Origin of the sequence: Enterobacter sp. CCUG 70166 (assembly GCF_020224095.1) — a bacterium.
GTDB classification, from domain to species: Bacteria; Pseudomonadota; Gammaproteobacteria; order Enterobacterales; family Enterobacteriaceae; genus Enterobacter; species Enterobacter intestinihominis.
This window is the reverse complement of sequence record NZ_NRIQ01000006.1, coordinates 22,778-38,540: the sequence shown is the minus strand read 5'-3', so window position 1 is coordinate 38,540 and position 15,763 is coordinate 22,778. Positions and strand designations below refer to the sequence as shown.

Here is a 15,763-nt window from a genome sequence, read left to right as displayed (position 1 = left end):
CAGTATCTTAACAAGCCGCTGTCTATGATGTCAGCGTTTTAGGGGCTGAAACACAATGTAACGGTGATTATTCACTTTTGCCGTGACCAGAAAGCCTCAAACAACGAATAAAACGCATTTCTGGAGCGTTACCGAACACGGAAGCTGGACATTTTATAAGTGAACTTCGGCGATCAGTAACGTTTTATTAACATCTGCCCGCCGACCGTTTTTCACAAGAACTACCCTGCATAAAAAAAACCGGAGATACCATGAATAAGAAGGTGTTGACTCTGTCTGCTGTCATGGCAAGCATGCTTTTTGGCGCAGCAGCACACGCAGCGGATACCCGTATTGGCGTGACTATCTATAAATACGACGACAACTTCATGTCCGTTGTGCGTAAAGCAATTGAAAAAGATGCTAAATCAGCGCCAGACGTGCAGCTGCTGATGAATGACTCCCAGAATGACCAGTCCAAACAGAACGATCAGATTGACGTTCTTCTGGCAAAAGGCGTGAAAGCGCTGGCTATTAACCTGGTTGACCCGGCTGCGGCAGGTACGGTGATCGAGAAAGCACGCGGCCAGAACGTGCCGATTGTCTTCTTCAACAAAGAGCCTTCCCGTAAAGCGCTGGACAGCTACGATAAAGCCTATTACGTGGGTACTGACTCCAAAGAGTCCGGGATTATCCAGGGCGATCTGATTGCGAAACACTGGGCGGCGAACCCAAACTGGGATATGAACAAAGATGGTCAGATTCAGTTCGTTCTGCTGAAAGGCGAACCGGGCCATCCGGATGCTGAAGCACGTACCACCTACGTTATTAAAGAGCTGAACGACAAGGGCCTGAAAACCCAGCAGCTGGCGTTAGACACCGCAATGTGGGACACCGCTCAGGCGAAAGATAAGATGGATGCGTGGCTCTCTGGCCCGAACGCCAACAAAATTGAAGTGGTCATCGCCAACAACGATGCAATGGCAATGGGTGCAGTTGAAGCGCTGAAAGCACACAACAAATCCGCCATTCCTGTATTCGGTGTGGATGCCCTTCCAGAAGCGCTGGCGCTGGTGAAATCTGGCGCAATGGCCGGTACCGTGCTGAACGATGCTAACAACCAGGCGAAAGCCACCTTCGATCTGGCGAAAAACCTCGCTGATGGTAAAGGCGCTGCTGACGGCACCAGTTGGAAAATTGAAAACAAAATCGTTCGCGTTCCTTACGTGGGCGTAGACCAGTCCAACCTGGCTGAGTTTATCGGTAAATAAGTTATCTGAATTGTCTTCACTGGGCGCAATTCGTTGCGCCCTTTTATAACGCGATATGCGAGGCCAACAAGGTATAATTATGGTCAGCACAACTACTCAGTCGTCCGGTGAATACTTGTTGGAAATGACCGGTGTTAACAAGTCATTCCCCGGTGTTAAGGCGCTCGATAATGTTAATTTAAAAGTTCGTCCTCACTCTATTCATGCGTTAATGGGTGAAAACGGTGCGGGTAAATCAACATTATTAAAATGCCTTTTTGGGATCTATCAAAAAGATTCTGGCAGCATTCTTTTTCAGGGAAAAGAGATCGACTTCCATTCAGCGAAAGAAGCGCTGGAGAACGGTATCTCGATGGTACACCAGGAATTAAACCTGGTTCTGCAACGTTCAGTTATGGATAATATGTGGTTGGGCCGCTATCCAACCAAAGGTGTCTTTGTCGATCAGGATAAAATGTATCGCGACACCAAAGCCATTTTCGATGAGCTGGATATTGATATTGACCCGCGCGCACGCGTCGGGACATTATCCGTTTCCCAGATGCAGATGATCGAAATTGCCAAAGCGTTCTCCTATGATGCGAAAATCGTGATCATGGATGAACCGACATCGTCATTAACGGAAAAAGAGGTTAACCACCTTTTTACCATCATCCGTAAGCTGAAAGATCGCGGCTGCGGCATTGTCTATATCTCACATAAAATGGAAGAGATCTTCCAGCTGTGCGATGAAATTACCATCCTGCGCGATGGCCAGTGGATTGCCACCCAGCCGCTGGAAGGGCTGGACATGGACAAGATCATCGCCATGATGGTTGGCCGTTCATTGAACCAGCGCTTCCCGGATAAAGAAAACAAGCCGGGCGAAGTGATTCTGGAGGTGCGTAACCTGACCTCACTGCGTCAGCCGTCCATCCGCGATGTCTCTTTCGATTTGCACAAGGGCGAGATCCTTGGTATCGCAGGGCTGGTGGGCGCTAAGCGCACCGATATCGTGGAAACCCTGTTTGGTATCCGTGAGAAAGCAGAAGGCACCATTACCCTGCACGGTAAGAAAATCAACAACCATAATGCCAACGAAGCCATTAATAATGGTTTTGCGCTGGTGACGGAAGAGCGGCGTTCCACCGGTATTTACGCTTATCTTGATATTAACTTTAACTCGTTAATTTCTAATATTCGCAATTACAAAAACAAGGTCGGGTTGCTGGATAATTCCCGCATGAAGAGCGATACCCAGTGGGTGATTGACTCCATGCGCGTGAAAACGCCGGGCCACCGCACGCAAATTGGCTCACTCTCGGGAGGGAACCAGCAGAAAGTCATTATTGGTCGCTGGCTGTTAACCCAGCCTGAAATACTGATGCTGGATGAACCTACGCGTGGTATCGACGTGGGTGCAAAATTCGAGATTTACCAGCTGATCGCAGAGCTGGCGAAAAAAGATAAAGGGATCATTATTATTTCTTCCGAAATGCCGGAATTGTTAGGGATCACAGACCGTATTCTGGTTATGAGCAATGGTCTAGTTGCCGGTATTGTTGAAACCAAAACGACAACGCAAAACGAAATTTTGCGTCTTGCGTCTTTGCACCTTTAAGATCAGGGGCTCCTCATGAGTGCGTTAAATAAAAAAAGTTTTCTCACTTATCTGAAAGAAGGCGGTATTTACGTTGTTCTTTTAGTCTTGCTGGCGATAATTATTTTCCAGGACCCAACGTTCTTAAGTCTGCTGAACTTAAGTAATATTCTGACCCAGTCTTCCGTTCGTATTATCATCGCACTGGGCGTGGCAGGGCTCATCGTTACCCAGGGGACAGACCTTTCGGCAGGGCGCCAGGTGGGTCTGGCGGCGGTTATTGCGGCAACCCTGTTGCAGTCGATGGAAAACGCCAACAAGGTGTTCCCGGAGATGGCGACCATGCCGATTTTCGTGGTGATCCTGATCGTATGCGCCATCGGCGCGGTAATTGGCCTGATTAACGGCATCATCATTGCTTACCTGAACGTGACGCCATTCATCACCACGCTTGGCACGATGATCATCGTTTATGGTATCAACTCCCTGTACTACGATTTCGTCGGCGCGTCTCCAATCTCTGGCTTCGAAAGCGGCTTCTCGACCTTCACGCAGGGGTTTGTTGCGCTGGGCAGCTTCCGTCTCTCCTATATCACCTTCTATGCGCTGATTGCGGTGGCGTTCGTCTGGATCCTGTGGAACAAAACCCGCTTCGGTAAAAACATCTTTGCTATCGGCGGCAACCCGGAAGCGGCGAAAGTCTCCGGCGTCAACGTGGCTCTGAACCTGCTGATGATTTATGCCCTGTCCGGTGTGTTCTACGCCTTCGGCGGGATGCTGGAAGCAGGCCGTATCGGCTCTGCCACCAACAACCTCGGCTTTATGTACGAACTGGATGCGATTGCGGCCTGCGTGGTCGGCGGCGTCTCCTTCAGCGGCGGCGTGGGTACCGTGCTGGGCGTGGTGACCGGTGTGATCATCTTCACCGTGATCAACTACGGCCTGACCTACATCGGCGTGAACCCGTACTGGCAGTACATCATCAAGGGCGCGATCATTATCTTCGCGGTTGCCCTGGATTCACTGAAGTACGCGCGTAAGAAATAAGTTCTTCAGAATGGAAAGGCCCGCTCACGTAGCGGGCCTTTTTTTGCCCGGTGGCGCGACGCTTACCGGGCCTACAAAATCGCGATCGTAGGTCGGGTAAGGCGAAGCCGCCACCCGACATCAGTTATTACTTCTTCTGCATTTCCAGCAGCTGCTCCGGCGTCACCGCCGGATAACCTTGCGCATTTTCAGGCACTTCGTGCATCGTTGGGATCGGCACCAGCGGGCCTAAAAAGCGCGGTTCACGCTTGAACAGGTACAGGTCAGCCAGCGCGCCAAAACGAGCGCCAAACTCACGTACGCGTACGCTCAGCATATCTTTTGGCGACGGCACGGCGTAGCACTGGGCCTGGATCCCCATATGCAGGGCGATAAACAGCGCCCGCTCGCAGTGGAAACGCTGGGTGATGATGATGAAATCATTGGTGTCGAACACCTTGCGGGTACGCACGATGGAATCAAGCGTGCGGAATCCGGCGTAGTCGAGCACGATATCGGCCGGGTCGACGCCTGCGGCAATCAGGTCTTTGCGCATCGTCACCGGCTCGTTATAGCTTTGCAGCGCGTTATCGCCGCTCAGCAGCAGATAGTTCACCTTGCCGCTGTTATAGGCGTTCAGCGCGCCCTGAATACGATACCGGTAATACTGATTGATGACGCCGGTGCGGTAATACTTGGCGGTGCCAAGCACCACGCCAACCTGGCGGTAGGGGAGGTCCTGTAGGTCGTCAAAAATGTAGGGAGCTGTTTTCCAGCTCATCCAGCGGTCGAGACCCAGCACGATCAACAGCAGTATGCCGACCAGGACAGACAGGCTGTAAAACACGCGCTTTAACATGCAGATGGCTCGTACCGATGATGAAATTTCCCTCAGGCTACTGTACCCGCCTGGTTAGCGCAAGAAACAGCGATTCAACTGAGGGGTTTTTCGTCAGACTGGCGGGCAGATCTGCCCGCCGAACAGATTATGCCAGCAGCACGCGGTCGATGGTTGAACAGCCCAGCGCTTTCAGCGTGGCTGCGGTCGCGTCCCACTGGATCAGCGGTGCATCGGCCTTTTCAGCGAGGATCGCGCGCTGAATATCCGGGTAGTCATACCCGTTCAGGCTGAGCAGGTTCAGGGCGCCCTGGAGCGGAGGCAGCGTCGGGTTAAACGCGGCGTTCTCTGCATAGCTGCCGGTGAAGATGCGGCCGTCGCGGCACTGAAGGGCGACGCCGCTTGGTGATTTGCTGTATGGGGTGTGGCTTTTATTGGCGGCGGCAATGGCCGCTTCGCTGAGCGCATCCCCTGAGAGCGCGTAACCGTGGTCCTGCTCGTCCATCAGCAGGGTTTTGATCTCAAGATCTTTAGGGCCAAAAGCATCCGGCAGGTAATCACCCAGCGTATGCGGCGCGCGTCCCGGCAGGTTGATACGCAGTTCAAGACCGCTGTTCAGCTCATTCATAAACTGGCGGCAGTGGCCGCAAGGGGTATAGTTGACGGTGATGGCGCGCAGGGCCTTTTCGCCGCGCAGCCAGGCGTGACTGATGGCACTCTGCTCCGCATGAACGGTTTGCTGCATGGTCGCACCGAGAAACTCCATGTTCCCGCCGAAGTACCAGGTCCCGCTCACGCCGCGCGCAATTGCGCCTACGTTAAAATGGGAAAGGTCAGCGCGGGCGCAAGCAGCCGCCAGCGGCAGCAGGGCGAAAGCCAGCGCGTCTTCGTCCAGCCCCGTTGCCTGTTTAAGCGTCGTGACCTGATCTGCCGTCAGCAGGGCGGGGAAATGCGCATCCGCCAGAACCGGAGCCAGGGCTGATTGCAAATTCTCTGCAAGCTGAGAGAAAGCAGCTTGAAAACGTGGATGCATGACGTTGCCTCATCAAGGTTAATGGATCGGTAGTGTACGGAGCCGTACGGCCTTTATATGTGATCCAAATCTCATTATGTATGCAACTTATGAAATGAAAATGAAATTTGCGCGACGCATCGCAAATTTTAGCCCATTACTGCCAGAATAATCGGGAAGATAAACGGCGCGACCAGGGAGGTTATAATCCCGCAGATCACCAGCGCCAGGGAGCTGAATGCCCCTTCCTGATAATCCAGCTCCGCGCAGCGTGCGGTGCCCAGCGCGTGCGAGGCGGTACCCATCGCCAGACCGCGCGCCGCTTTGGTCCGAATTTTCATGATATTCAGCAGTGTATGACCAAACACCGCGCCCAGGATACCGACGAAAATCACGCACACGGCGCTGATGGCCGGAATGCCGCCGATGCTGCCGCCCACGGCCATGGCAATCGGCGTAGTAACGGATTTAGGCAGGATAGAGGCGGCGATCTGCGGCGATGCGCCCATCAATAAGGCCACCGAGGTACCAGTGATCATCGCAACAAGGCTACCCACAAAGCAGATGGTTATGATGGATTTCCAGCGCGCGCGGATCTGATGCAGTTGCTCATATAAAGGAAACGCCAGCGCCACCACGGCAGGCTGCAACAAATCGTTGAGGATCTTGCTCCCGGCGAAGTAACGTTCATAAGAAATGCCGGTGAGCAGCAGAAAAGGAATAATCACCACCATGGCGACCAGCAGCGGGTTGAGCAACGGCATTTTGAAACGAACCGCAAGCTTACGCGCAGCAAAGAACACCACCAGGGTTAACGGCAGGGACCACCAGATATTCGCCATCATTTTTTTGTTTTCTCCCCGATGACCTTACGTTCGCCATGCACAATGTGTGAGCTCCAGCTGACGACCAGGAAAACTACCAGCGTACTGATGGCGCAGGAGACCACTATCGGGCCGAACTGCGCCTTAAGCACATCGTAATACTGCATAACCCCAACGCCGATAGGCACAAAAAGCAGGGCCATATAGCGAATGAGAACGAAGCACCCCGGGTTGACCCATTTCGCGGGCAGCACCTGTAATGCCAGCAGCACAAACAGGATCAACATGCCGATAATGCTGCCGGGGATGGTAATAGGCAGCAGCGACGCGATAAAAATGCCGGCGTACAGGCAGGCATAAATCAGGACGAAGGCGCGAAGGTATTGCCAGATAGTATTCAGTGATTTGCTCATGGTGAAAGTCCTTGCTGAGACGTATTCATCATACAATTAAACCTGAAAATGTGCCACGGATCACATCATGAATTTTGGGCATACCAGACATTCCAGAATGGAACGCCGGGCTTTCAACATACATAGAGAGCAGCTACTATAGCGCGTCTTTTTTCAAAGGTACTCAGAATGCGTGTTTTACTGGCCCCGATGGAAGGCGTGCTCGACTCTCTCGTGCGCGAGCTGCTTACCGAGGTGAACGATTACGATCTCTGCGTGACGGAGTTTTTGCGCGTGGTCGATATGTTGCTGCCAGAAAAATCATTTTATCGTCTCTGTCCGGAACTGCATCGTCAGAGCCGCACCCCCTCCGGTACGCTGGTGCGCGTCCAGCTGCTCGGCCAGTATCCTGAGTGGCTGGCGGAAAACGCCGCCCGCGCGGTAGCGCTTGGCTCGTACGGTGTCGATCTTAACTGCGGCTGTCCGTCAAAGCTGGTCAACGGCAGCGGCGGCGGGGCGACGTTACTCAAAGATCCGGAATTGATTTATCGCGGCGCAAAGGCCATGCGTGAGGCGGTGCCATCGCATCTACCGGTGACGGTCAAAGTGCGTCTGGGATGGGACAGCGGCGACAAGCAGTTTGAAATTGCCGACGCGGTGCAGCAGGCGGGCGCCACCGAGCTGGTGGTGCACGGGCGAACCAAAGAGGATGGTTATAAAGCCGAGCGCATTAACTGGCAGGCGATTGGCGAGATCCGCAAACGGCTTACTATTCCGGTGATTGCTAACGGCGAAATCTGGGATTATGAGAGCGCGCAGGCCTGCCTCAAAGAGACCGGCTGTAATGCCGTGATGATTGGCCGCGGTGCGCTGAACGTGCCGAACCTCAGCCGGGTGGTGAAATACAATGAGCCGCGGATGCCGTGGGCGGACGTGGTGAAACTCCTGCAAAAATACACGCGGCTGGAAAAGCAGGGCGATACCGGGTTGTATCATGTCGCGCGCATTAAGCAGTGGCTGAGTTATTTACGGAAAGAGTACGACGACGCGCTGGGATTATTTCAGGAGATCCGTACGCTACAGACGTCGGCGGATATTGCCCGTGTGATCCAGTCGAAGCACTGAGTGAAGTGTGAATACGTTTGCCCGGCGCGGAGCCGGGCAAACGTATCAGAAAATCATTTTGAATACGCCGGTTACCACCAGCAGCCCTATCAGAAATATAATCAAAATAGCCCACAATAATATTTTCATTCGCCTCTCCTGCGTATGTCTGTCGTCAGTAAGTGTAGCAGTCAATTCATAATTGGTATGAATAGGTGAAATTAAATCATTCGCTTGGGGAATAAATTTCCGGATATGAAAATGTATAACAATATGCGGATTGCCACGCGTTACTAAAAAACGGAACGTCAGTAAGCGTAAGTTGCGCCTTTATTTTTTTTGAGTTTATGGCGTAATGAAACGTTCTCTTACTTTATCTCTGAGTGCTCCCCTTATTTTTATGCTGTCCGCCTGCGCGCCGGAACATGCCACGGTGTCTCCAGTGAAAACGCAAGCCGCCGCCGCTGCTGTAAATACCCAACTAAGTCATGCCGACTGGCCAAAAAACGAATGGTGGAAAGATTTTAATGACCCTCAGCTTAACGCGCTGATTGCTAAAGCGCTGGCGGATGCACCGGATATGCAAATTGCCCGGCAGCGCATCACCCTGGCAGAAGCACAGGCGAAAGCCGCTGTCGCTGCTGATGGTCCACAAATGGATTTTTCCGCAGATGTGGAACGGCAAAAGATGTCGGCAGAGGGGCTGATGGGGCCATTCGCCCTGACTGACCCGGCGGCGGGGACAACCGGACCCTGGTACACCAACGGCACCTTTGGTCTGATGGCCGGATGGGATCTGGATTTATGGGGTAAAAACCGCGCCCAAATTGAGGCCCGCATCGGTAAAGTGAATGCGCAAAAAGCGGAGCTGGAGCAGACCCGACAGCTGCTCGCCAGCAGCGTCGCGCGGCTGTACTGGGACTGGCAGACCGAGGCCGCGGTGGGTGACGTGCTCGCGCAGATCAAACGGGAGCAGGAAAATATCATCGGTGCCGATCGTGAGCTTTATCAGCACGGCATTACCTCCTCGGTGGAAGGCGTTGAAACAGATATCAATGCCAGCAAAACCGATGAACAGCTCGCTGACGTGCACGGCAAAATGAAGGCCATTGAGGCGCGTCTGAATGCATTGACCAATACCCCTTCAGTCACGCTCGCCCGGCAGGCCTTACCTGACGCAGAGGCGTCGCTGCCGTCAATGCTCGGTTATGAGCTGCTGGCTCGCCGCCCGGATTTGCAGGAGGCGCACTGGTATATCGAAGCGTCCATGAGCGAAGTGGATGCCGCCAGAGCCGCGTTCTACCCTGACATCAATTTGATGGCGTTCTTGCAGCAGGATGCATTGCACCTTAGCGACCTGTTCCGCTCATCTGCTCAGCAAATGGGCGTAACCGCGGGTCTGACGCTGCCAATTTTTGACAGCGGTCGGTTGAATGCGAACCTGGATATCGCCCAGGCGCAAAACAACCTCTCCGTGGCGAACTACAACAAGGCCGTAGTGGACGCCGTAAACCAGGTTGCCCGGACGGCCAGCGAAGTGGAAACCCTGACCGCCAAAAATCAGCACCAGCAGCAGATCGAAAAAGATGCGGCGCGCGTCGTTGCGCTGGCACAGGCGCGCTTCAGCGCGGGGATCATTGCCGGCTCGCGGGTGAGTGAAGCAAAAATTCCGGCGCTCAAAGAGCGTATTGCCGGGTTGATGCTGAAAGGTCAGTACGTGGATGCCACGCTCCAGCTCACCTCCGCGCTGGGTGGCGGATATCATCACAGCTAAAATCGCGCATTATCTATACTTACCTCTTTGCAGATTTTCAGGAGGTGAGTATGACGCGAGTCGCAATTGTTACCGCATCGGATTCAGGAATTGGCAAAACGACGGCCCTGATGCTGGCCGAACGCGGGTTTGATATCGGGGTGACCTGGCATTCAGATGAGGAAGGGGCGCTGGCAACCTGCCGTGAAATTGAAGCGCGCGGGCAGCGTGCCGAGGCCATCCAGCTCGACTTAAGCAATTTGCCGGAAGGCGCAAAGGCCATTGAAACCCTGATTACGCGTTTCGGGCGGCTGGATGTGCTGGTAAACAATGCCGGGGCGATGAACAAAGCGCCATTTCTGGACCTGTCGTTTGACGACTGGCGGCACATATTCACCGTTGACGTGGACGGCGCGTTTCTCTGCTCGCAAATCGCGGCGCGTCAGATGGTGAAGCAGGGAGAAGGGGGGCGGATCGTGAACATCACCTCGGTGCATGAACATACGCCATTGCCGGACGCCAGCGCCTATACGGCGGCCAAACATGCGCTGGGCGGGTTAACAAAATCGATGGCGCTGGAGCTGGTTAAACATAAGATTCTGGTGAACGCCGTTGCGCCTGGTGCGATCGCCACGCCGATGAATGATATGGACGACAGCGAAGTGAAAGAAGGTTCAATGCCGGAAATCCCGCTGGCACGGCCAGGGCATACCAAAGAAATAGCCAGCCTGGTGGCGTGGCTGTGTGACAGCGACGCCAGCTACACCACCGGGCAGTCGTTTATCGTCGACGGCGGTTTTATGCTGGCGAATCCGCAGTTTAAGCCAGCAGAATAAATATTCCCCTCACCCCAGCCCTCTCCCCAAAGGGGAGAGGGGGTATAGAGTTCCCTCTCCCCTTTGGGGAGAGGGGTAGGGTGAGGGGCAGCAGGCCGCACTCACTCTTCATCCCGCCGCTTTTCACGATGCTTGAGCCACAGCCGTACCCCAATCACCACCGCAACAACCAGGATCAGCCAGGCCCAGTGTTTAAGATGCTGATCGAGATTATGCAGCCACGGGCCTATCACTTCGCCACCCATGTAGCCAAGCGTGGTAAAAATCAGCGCCCAGGCAATCGCCCCGATAATGTTCAGCGGCAGGAAAATTTTCGGCGGTAAGCGGCTCGCGCCAATCAGTATTGGCCCAATGATGCGAAAGCCATACATAAAGCGGGTGCCAATCACAAACATATAGGGATGCCGCTGGATAAGCCGCTGAGCACGACGAATTTTCTTTTGATGCTTAGCAAAACGTTGTAAAAGCGTCGGACCAAAGCGCAGACCCAGAAAGTAGAGCAGCTGGTCGCCAATCATACCGCCCAGTGCGACGGCGGCGACCACCAGCGGGAATTTCAGCAATCCCTGATGTGCGGCCACTCCGCCCAGCAGCGTGATGGTTTCACCCTCTGCCACGCTGCCGATGACCAGCGCGGCGTATCCATATTGTTCAATAAGACCGTTGATATCCATTAAGTAAATGTCGTCTCCCTTACTGTGCCTGCGTTAATCATATACCCCATCCATCAACCACGCGGCAATCAACGGAAATTTCCCACTGTACATAAAATAATCTAAAGCCTGCATTATACTTTAGCTATCGCTGACGGGCCGACAACAAGGGGGCGTTATGAACCATGTCTGGGGACTTTTCTCCCATCCCGATCGTGAAATGCAGGTCATCCGTAACGAGAACGAAACGGTCGCGCATCACTACACCCACCACGTCCTGCTGATGGCAGCGGTGCCGGTGGTCTGCGCGTTTATAGGTACTACGCAAATAGGCTGGAACTTTGGTGACGGCACCGTGGTTCAGCTTTCCTGGTTTACCGGACTGTACCTGGCCATTCTGTTTTATGGCCTGATGCTGGCCGGGGTGGCGGTAATGGGGCGGGTCATCCACTGGATGGCGCGCAACTATCCGCAGCGCCCGTCGCTGGCACACTGTATGGTCTTCGCCGGATACGTCGCGACCCCGCTGTTCTTAAGCGGTATTGTTGCGCTCTATCCACTGGTCTGGCTGTGTGCGCTGATCGGTACGGTTGCCCTCTTTTACACTGGTTATCTGCTGTATGTAGGAGTGCCAACCTTCCTCAACATCAATAAAGAAGAGGGCCTGAGCTTCTCCAGCTCTACGCTTGCCATCGGCGTGCTGGTCCTTGAGGCGCTACTGGCCCTGACAGTTATTCTTTGGGGTTATGGATACCGTCTCTTTTAAGTCCCCTGCATTGCTGGCGTAAATGCCAGCAATGCAGCATCTGGTTATGATTCTCCGCTGGCGACAACGCACGGTGACCGCTATGATGCCGAAGCCAGCCTGTGTTTATCCGTCGACACAGGCGGTGTACGTCATAACGTGCGTGAATCATTATCAGAAGTCTCATCATGCTGAAATTTCGAGTGTCACTCCTTAGTCTTGCGCTACTGTTGGGCGTCTCCGCTACCGCGCCAGCCATCGCCAAAACGCCCGCAGTTGCCACCGCTGCTGCGCAACCCCAGATTGCGTCCGGCAGCGCGATGATCGTTGACCTGAATACCAACAAGGTGATCTACGCCAGTCACCCGGATCTGGTGCGCCCGATCGCTTCCATAACCAAAGTCATGACCGCGATGGTGGTGCTTGATGCACGACTGCCGCTGGACGAAAAGCTAAAAGTGGATATCAGCCACACGCCAGAGATGAAAGGGATCTACTCTCGCGTGCGTCTGAACAGTGAAATCAGCCGTAAAAATATGCTGCTGTTGGCGCTGATGTCCTCAGAGAACCGCGCGGCGGCGAGCCTTGCCCACCATTATCCTGGCGGTTACGACGCGTTTATCCGCGCGATGAATGCCAAAGCCAAAGCGCTGGGGATGAAAAATACCCATTTCGTGGAGCCAACCGGTCTGTCGATCCATAACGTCTCGACGGCGCGTGATTTAACCAAGCTGCTGATCGCCAGTAAGCAATACCCGCTGATTGGTCAGCTCAGCACCACGCGTGAGGAGATGGCGACATTCTCGAACCCGGCGTATACGCTGCCGTTCCGCAACACTAACCATCTGGTGTATCGCGATAACTGGAATATTCAGTTAACCAAGACCGGATTCACCAATGCGGCAGGGCACTGCCTGGTGATGCGCACCGTGTTTAACGGTAAACCAGTGGCGCTGGTGGTGATGGATGCCTTCGGCAAATATACCCACTTTGCGGATGCCAGCCGCCTGCGCACCTGGATTGAAACCGGGAAAGTGCAGCCGGTGCCGGCTTCAGCGCTGGCGTATAAAAAGCAGAAAGCGGAACAGATGGCGACGGCGCAGAACGACTGAGTCGCCTGTCTGTGCCGGGTGGCGGCTTCGCCTTACCCGGCCTACGGCCCTAAAGCGGCCCCGATACGTAGGCCCGGTAAGCGGAGCGCCACCGGGCGAAAGCGCCTACTCCGGCAGCGTCCAGTCACCATCGTTGAGTGGACGCTGCATGATCAACGTATCCCGCCAGTCGCCCTTCTTATACCCTACGCTGCGCAGTTGACCGACAACCTCGAAGCCATGTTTTTTATGCAGCCGTAACGATCCCGCATTATTGTTTCCGTCACCGACCACAGCAATCATCTGCCGCCAGGGACCTTGCTCACACCGTGCAATCAGGGCATCCATCAGCGCCGTACCAAACCCGCGCCCGGTGGTGCTGGCATCCACATAGATGGATTCCTCAAGGGTGTACCGGTAGGCCTGGCGTGGACGATAAAACGTGGCGTAGCAATAGCCGACGACAATGCCGCGATACAGCGCAACCAGCCACGGTAAACCGCTGTCGGTCACACTCTTCATCCGCTGACGCATCTCATCGACGGTGGGGGGAACTTCCTCGAACGACGCACGGCCATGAAGCACATGCCAGGCGTATATCGCCGAGATGGCATGTGCATCGTCAGGAAGGGCGTCGCGCACCTCGATTTCAGTTTCGGGTAAAATCTCTACAGCCGACATGTTCTGCCCGCTCCTTGTTTGGAAAGCCAGAGAAACGTTTCTCTGGCAACAGGCAGATACTCTAGTACGATTGAGGAGAGCTTAACAATCTCTTAAATTTGGCTATAGGCGTTCATCAGAGGCTTGCGTATTGTGCTCCTCTGTTTCGGCACTCTCTTTCCAGTATTTCTTCCGCGTTGTCTTACCAATGCCGGGGTTCATACTGTTTGTAGGGTCATTTTTGCGATAAAACTGTTTAAGCGTCTCCGGCGCTTTGTACAAATGCCCCACGTTGTGCTCGGCAGGATATTGCGCGCCACGCTCGTGCAGCAACGCCAGCATTTGCTCTTTCAACGCATGCGCATCCACCCCTTTTTTGACGATGTAATCCTGGTGGAAGACATAGCACATGAAGTGGCCGTAATAGAGCTTGTGCACCAGCTTGCTGTCAATCTCCGGCGGCAGATGTTCAAACCACTCGGTATCGTTGCGACGCAGGGCAATATCCAGCGCCAAAATATCCTCTACCTCTTCGGAATGCACAGCCTGATAACGGATAGCCGCACCCGCCGCGGCGAAGCGGTGCAGGAAGGCTTTGCTGCCTTCTTCCGGCGTGCAGGCGAAGAAATCCCCGTCGGCAGTTTTGAAGAACTCGGTGAGCCAGCTCTGCGCTTCGGCAATTCCGTCCCCGGCCATTTTCAGCAGCAGGTGGTGCTCATACTTATCGCGCCAGGTCTTCATCCGCTCCGGTAAATGCGCCGGGAAGGCGTTGCCCAGTTTCTGCATAAAGCGGTCGGTGAAGTGCGGTTTGAACAGCGACACTTTCTCCAGCATCGCGTCGGTGCGGCCCTTCATGGTGAAGAAGAACGGCATTTTGTCGGTGCCGAGCTTGTCGATCATCAGGAAGGTATCTTTGCCGTAGCGCTCGGCGATGTCATAAATGTCCCGGTGCATATACTCGCCCGCCACCGGCAGGTGAGTGAACTCGGCCAGAATATGACGGCGGATCTCCGTCAGCACCTCCGGCTGATTGGTGCCAATGTAAAACACCTGCTGCTTTTTCTCTGCCGGGAAGGTATCGAGGCGCACCGCAAAAACGGCCAGCTTGCCCGCGCAGCCGGAGGATTCAAACAGGCGATCCGGATCGGCGTTATAGCGCGCTGGCGTATCGGCATTGATATCGCGCACGCGGGTGATGTAATCGTGGTCATGCGCGTGACGGCCATCGTGCTGAACGTCTTCGTCCTTCACGCGGTCATCGTCAAGTTTGCTGAGGATCTGCTCTGGCGTTACACCCAGATCGATCCCCAGATGGTTAACCAGCGTCAGCTTGCCGTTTTCATCGATACGGGCAAACAGCGACATCTCCGTGTAGGCCGGGCCGCGCTGCACCAGCGAGCCGCCGGAGTTATTGCAGATCCCGCCGATCACCGAGGCACCTATGCACGAAGAGCCGATCACCGAGTGCGGTTCGCGACCCAGCGGCTTAAGCGCCTTTTCCAGCGAGTAGAGCGTGGTGCCGGGGAAGGCGAGTACCTGTTCACCCTTGTCCAGCAGGTGCAGTTTGTCGAGGCGCAGGGTGCTGATAATCACGATGTCACGATCGTAATCGTTGCCGTTCGGCGTGGAGCCTTCAGTCAGGCCGGTGTTAGCAGCCTGCATTAAAATAATCTTGTCTGCCGCAACGCAGGCGCTGAGCACGCGCCACAGTTCGAGCAACGTACCGGGGAAGACCACCGCCAGCGCGTCGCCCTGGCCGGAGCGAAAGCCCTTACGGTAGCGGGCGGTTTTGGCCGGGTCGGTAAGCAGGTGAGAGTGACCAACCAGGCGCGACAGTTCGTTAATAAAAGTAGTGTTATCGTTAGTTCGAACAGAAGACATCTTCCACTCCTTGTGGTGGGGCAAATTTCTCGCTGTAAAGCATAGCGCGATTAGCCGTTGAGCGGTCGGGTATTCATGAGAAAAATCAGAGAATAACCCTGCAAGGTTTTCAGGCTTTG

Annotated in this window: 16 protein-coding genes; 8 read left to right on the top strand and 8 right to left on the bottom strand. The window is 54.4% G+C overall.

Annotated features, from left to right (window positions below; genetic code table 11):
* Window positions 1-251: 251 nt before the first annotated feature.
* From mglB to mglC, 3 genes are all read left to right on the top strand, one after another.
* A complete protein-coding gene (mglB, locus tag CKK19_RS03335; RefSeq protein ID WP_022648695.1) occupies window positions 252-1,250 on the top strand; it encodes a galactose/glucose ABC transporter substrate-binding protein MglB in 999 nt (332 codons plus the stop codon).
* A 79-nt stretch (window positions 1,251-1,329) separates the two neighbouring features.
* A complete protein-coding gene (gene mglA / locus CKK19_RS03330; protein ID WP_003859320.1) occupies window positions 1,330-2,850 on the top strand; it encodes a galactose/methyl galactoside ABC transporter ATP-binding protein MglA in 1,521 nt (506 codons plus the stop codon).
* 15 nt (window positions 2,851-2,865) lie between these two features.
* A complete protein-coding gene (gene mglC / locus CKK19_RS03325; RefSeq protein WP_022648694.1) occupies window positions 2,866-3,876 on the top strand; it encodes a galactose/methyl galactoside ABC transporter permease MglC in 1,011 nt (336 codons plus the stop codon).
* Between the two features lie 127 nt (window positions 3,877-4,003).
* Here mglC and sanA read toward each other — a convergent pair whose 3' ends face one another.
* The 4 genes from sanA to CKK19_RS03305 all read right to left on the bottom strand — a co-directional run bounded on the left by sanA (window position 4,004) and on the right by CKK19_RS03305 (window position 6,942).
* Entirely contained in the window at window positions 4,004-4,714 is a 711-nt protein-coding gene (gene sanA, locus CKK19_RS03320; protein ID WP_022648693.1) for an outer membrane permeability protein SanA, read from the bottom strand.
* Between the two features lie 127 nt (window positions 4,715-4,841).
* Window positions 4,842-5,726: a cytidine deaminase gene (cdd, locus tag CKK19_RS03315; protein ID WP_022648692.1), complete on the bottom strand. Its 885-nt coding sequence runs from the start codon at window positions 5,724-5,726 to the stop codon at window positions 4,842-4,844.
* 128 nt (window positions 5,727-5,854) lie between these two features.
* The gene (locus tag CKK19_RS03310; RefSeq protein ID WP_038416419.1) at window positions 5,855-6,550 is read right to left on the bottom strand and encodes a CidB/LrgB family autolysis modulator; all 696 of its coding nucleotides are present in this window, start codon (window positions 6,548-6,550) and stop codon (window positions 5,855-5,857) included.
* The gene (locus CKK19_RS03305; RefSeq protein ID WP_022648690.1) at window positions 6,547-6,942 is read right to left on the bottom strand and encodes a CidA/LrgA family protein; all 396 of its coding nucleotides are present in this window, start codon (window positions 6,940-6,942) and stop codon (window positions 6,547-6,549) included. The genes CKK19_RS03310 and CKK19_RS03305 overlap by 4 nt, the downstream gene beginning before the upstream one ends.
* A gap of 168 nt (window positions 6,943-7,110) precedes the next feature.
* Between CKK19_RS03305 and dusC the strand changes: the two genes are divergently transcribed.
* On the top strand, window positions 7,111-8,046 hold the full coding sequence (gene dusC / locus CKK19_RS03300) for a tRNA dihydrouridine(16) synthase DusC (RefSeq protein WP_022648689.1): 936 nt from the start codon (window positions 7,111-7,113) through the stop codon (window positions 8,044-8,046).
* A gap of 45 nt (window positions 8,047-8,091) precedes the next feature.
* Here the strand turns inward: dusC and yohP are convergent, their stop codons facing one another.
* Window positions 8,092-8,175 (bottom strand): small membrane protein YohP, encoded by an 84-nt coding sequence (gene yohP / locus CKK19_RS03295; RefSeq protein WP_000698460.1) that lies wholly within the window; start codon window positions 8,173-8,175, stop codon window positions 8,092-8,094.
* Window positions 8,176-8,380: 205 nt separating this feature from the next.
* Between yohP and mdtQ the strand changes: the two genes are divergently transcribed.
* Both mdtQ and CKK19_RS03285 read left to right on the top strand, forming a co-directional pair.
* Entirely contained in the window at window positions 8,381-9,799 is a 1,419-nt protein-coding gene (gene mdtQ, locus CKK19_RS03290) for a multidrug resistance outer membrane protein MdtQ (protein ID WP_063853853.1), read from the top strand.
* A gap of 50 nt (window positions 9,800-9,849) precedes the next feature.
* Window positions 9,850-10,614: an SDR family oxidoreductase gene (locus tag CKK19_RS03285; RefSeq protein WP_022648687.1), complete on the top strand. Its 765-nt coding sequence runs from the start codon at window positions 9,850-9,852 to the stop codon at window positions 10,612-10,614.
* Window positions 10,615-10,715: 101 nt separating this feature from the next.
* On the opposite strand, the gene CKK19_RS03280 is transcribed toward CKK19_RS03285, so the two are convergent.
* Complete coding sequence (locus CKK19_RS03280) at window positions 10,716-11,288, bottom strand: DedA family protein (protein WP_063853852.1); 573 nt, start codon at window positions 11,286-11,288, stop codon at window positions 10,716-10,718.
* Between the two features lie 157 nt (window positions 11,289-11,445).
* Between CKK19_RS03280 and CKK19_RS03275 the strand changes: the two genes are divergently transcribed.
* Window positions 11,446-12,033, top strand: coding sequence for a Yip1 family protein (locus tag CKK19_RS03275; RefSeq protein WP_003859296.1), 588 nt, complete (start codon window positions 11,446-11,448; stop codon window positions 12,031-12,033).
* A 167-nt stretch (window positions 12,034-12,200) separates the two neighbouring features.
* On the top strand, window positions 12,201-13,124 hold the full coding sequence (gene pbpG / locus CKK19_RS03270; protein ID WP_006811291.1) for a D-alanyl-D-alanine endopeptidase: 924 nt from the start codon (window positions 12,201-12,203) through the stop codon (window positions 13,122-13,124).
* Between the two features lie 105 nt (window positions 13,125-13,229).
* Here the strand turns inward: pbpG and CKK19_RS03265 are convergent, their stop codons facing one another.
* Together CKK19_RS03265 and dld are read right to left on the bottom strand one after the other, a co-directional pair.
* On the bottom strand, window positions 13,230-13,784 hold the full coding sequence (locus CKK19_RS03265) for a GNAT family N-acetyltransferase (RefSeq protein WP_058646977.1): 555 nt from the start codon (window positions 13,782-13,784) through the stop codon (window positions 13,230-13,232).
* 102 nt (window positions 13,785-13,886) lie between these two features.
* Window positions 13,887-15,644, bottom strand: coding sequence for a D-lactate dehydrogenase (dld, locus tag CKK19_RS03260; protein ID WP_023330164.1), 1,758 nt, complete (start codon window positions 15,642-15,644; stop codon window positions 13,887-13,889).
* Between the last annotated feature and the right edge of the window lie 119 nt (window positions 15,645-15,763).

Coding starts and splice junctions, on each gene's coding strand:
- pbpG (WP_006811291.1), top strand. CDS start 12,201: ATGCTGAAATTTCGAGTGTCACTCCTTAGTCTTGCGCTACTGTTGGGC.
- mdtQ (WP_063853853.1), top strand. CDS start 8,381: ATGAAACGTTCTCTTACTTTATCTCTGAGTGCTCCCCTTATTTTTATG.
- yohP (WP_000698460.1), bottom strand. CDS start 8,175: ATGAAAATATTATTGTGGGCTATTTTGATTATATTTCTGATAGGGCTG.
- CKK19_RS03280 (WP_063853852.1), bottom strand. CDS start 11,288: ATGGATATCAACGGTCTTATTGAACAATATGGATACGCCGCGCTGGTC.
- CKK19_RS03310 (WP_038416419.1), bottom strand. CDS start 6,550: ATGATGGCGAATATCTGGTGGTCCCTGCCGTTAACCCTGGTGGTGTTC.
- CKK19_RS03275 (WP_003859296.1), top strand. CDS start 11,446: ATGAACCATGTCTGGGGACTTTTCTCCCATCCCGATCGTGAAATGCAG.
- mglA (WP_003859320.1), top strand. CDS start 1,330: ATGGTCAGCACAACTACTCAGTCGTCCGGTGAATACTTGTTGGAAATG.
- dld (WP_023330164.1), bottom strand. CDS start 15,644: ATGTCTTCTGTTCGAACTAACGATAACACTACTTTTATTAACGAACTG.
- CKK19_RS03305 (WP_022648690.1), bottom strand. CDS start 6,942: ATGAGCAAATCACTGAATACTATCTGGCAATACCTTCGCGCCTTCGTC.
- mglC (WP_022648694.1), top strand. CDS start 2,866: ATGAGTGCGTTAAATAAAAAAAGTTTTCTCACTTATCTGAAAGAAGGC.
- sanA (WP_022648693.1), bottom strand. CDS start 4,714: ATGTTAAAGCGCGTGTTTTACAGCCTGTCTGTCCTGGTCGGCATACTG.
- CKK19_RS03285 (WP_022648687.1), top strand. CDS start 9,850: ATGACGCGAGTCGCAATTGTTACCGCATCGGATTCAGGAATTGGCAAA.
- CKK19_RS03265 (WP_058646977.1), bottom strand. CDS start 13,784: ATGTCGGCTGTAGAGATTTTACCCGAAACTGAAATCGAGGTGCGCGAC.
- cdd (WP_022648692.1), bottom strand. CDS start 5,726: ATGCATCCACGTTTTCAAGCTGCTTTCTCTCAGCTTGCAGAGAATTTG.
- mglB (WP_022648695.1), top strand. CDS start 252: ATGAATAAGAAGGTGTTGACTCTGTCTGCTGTCATGGCAAGCATGCTT.
- dusC (WP_022648689.1), top strand. CDS start 7,111: ATGCGTGTTTTACTGGCCCCGATGGAAGGCGTGCTCGACTCTCTCGTG.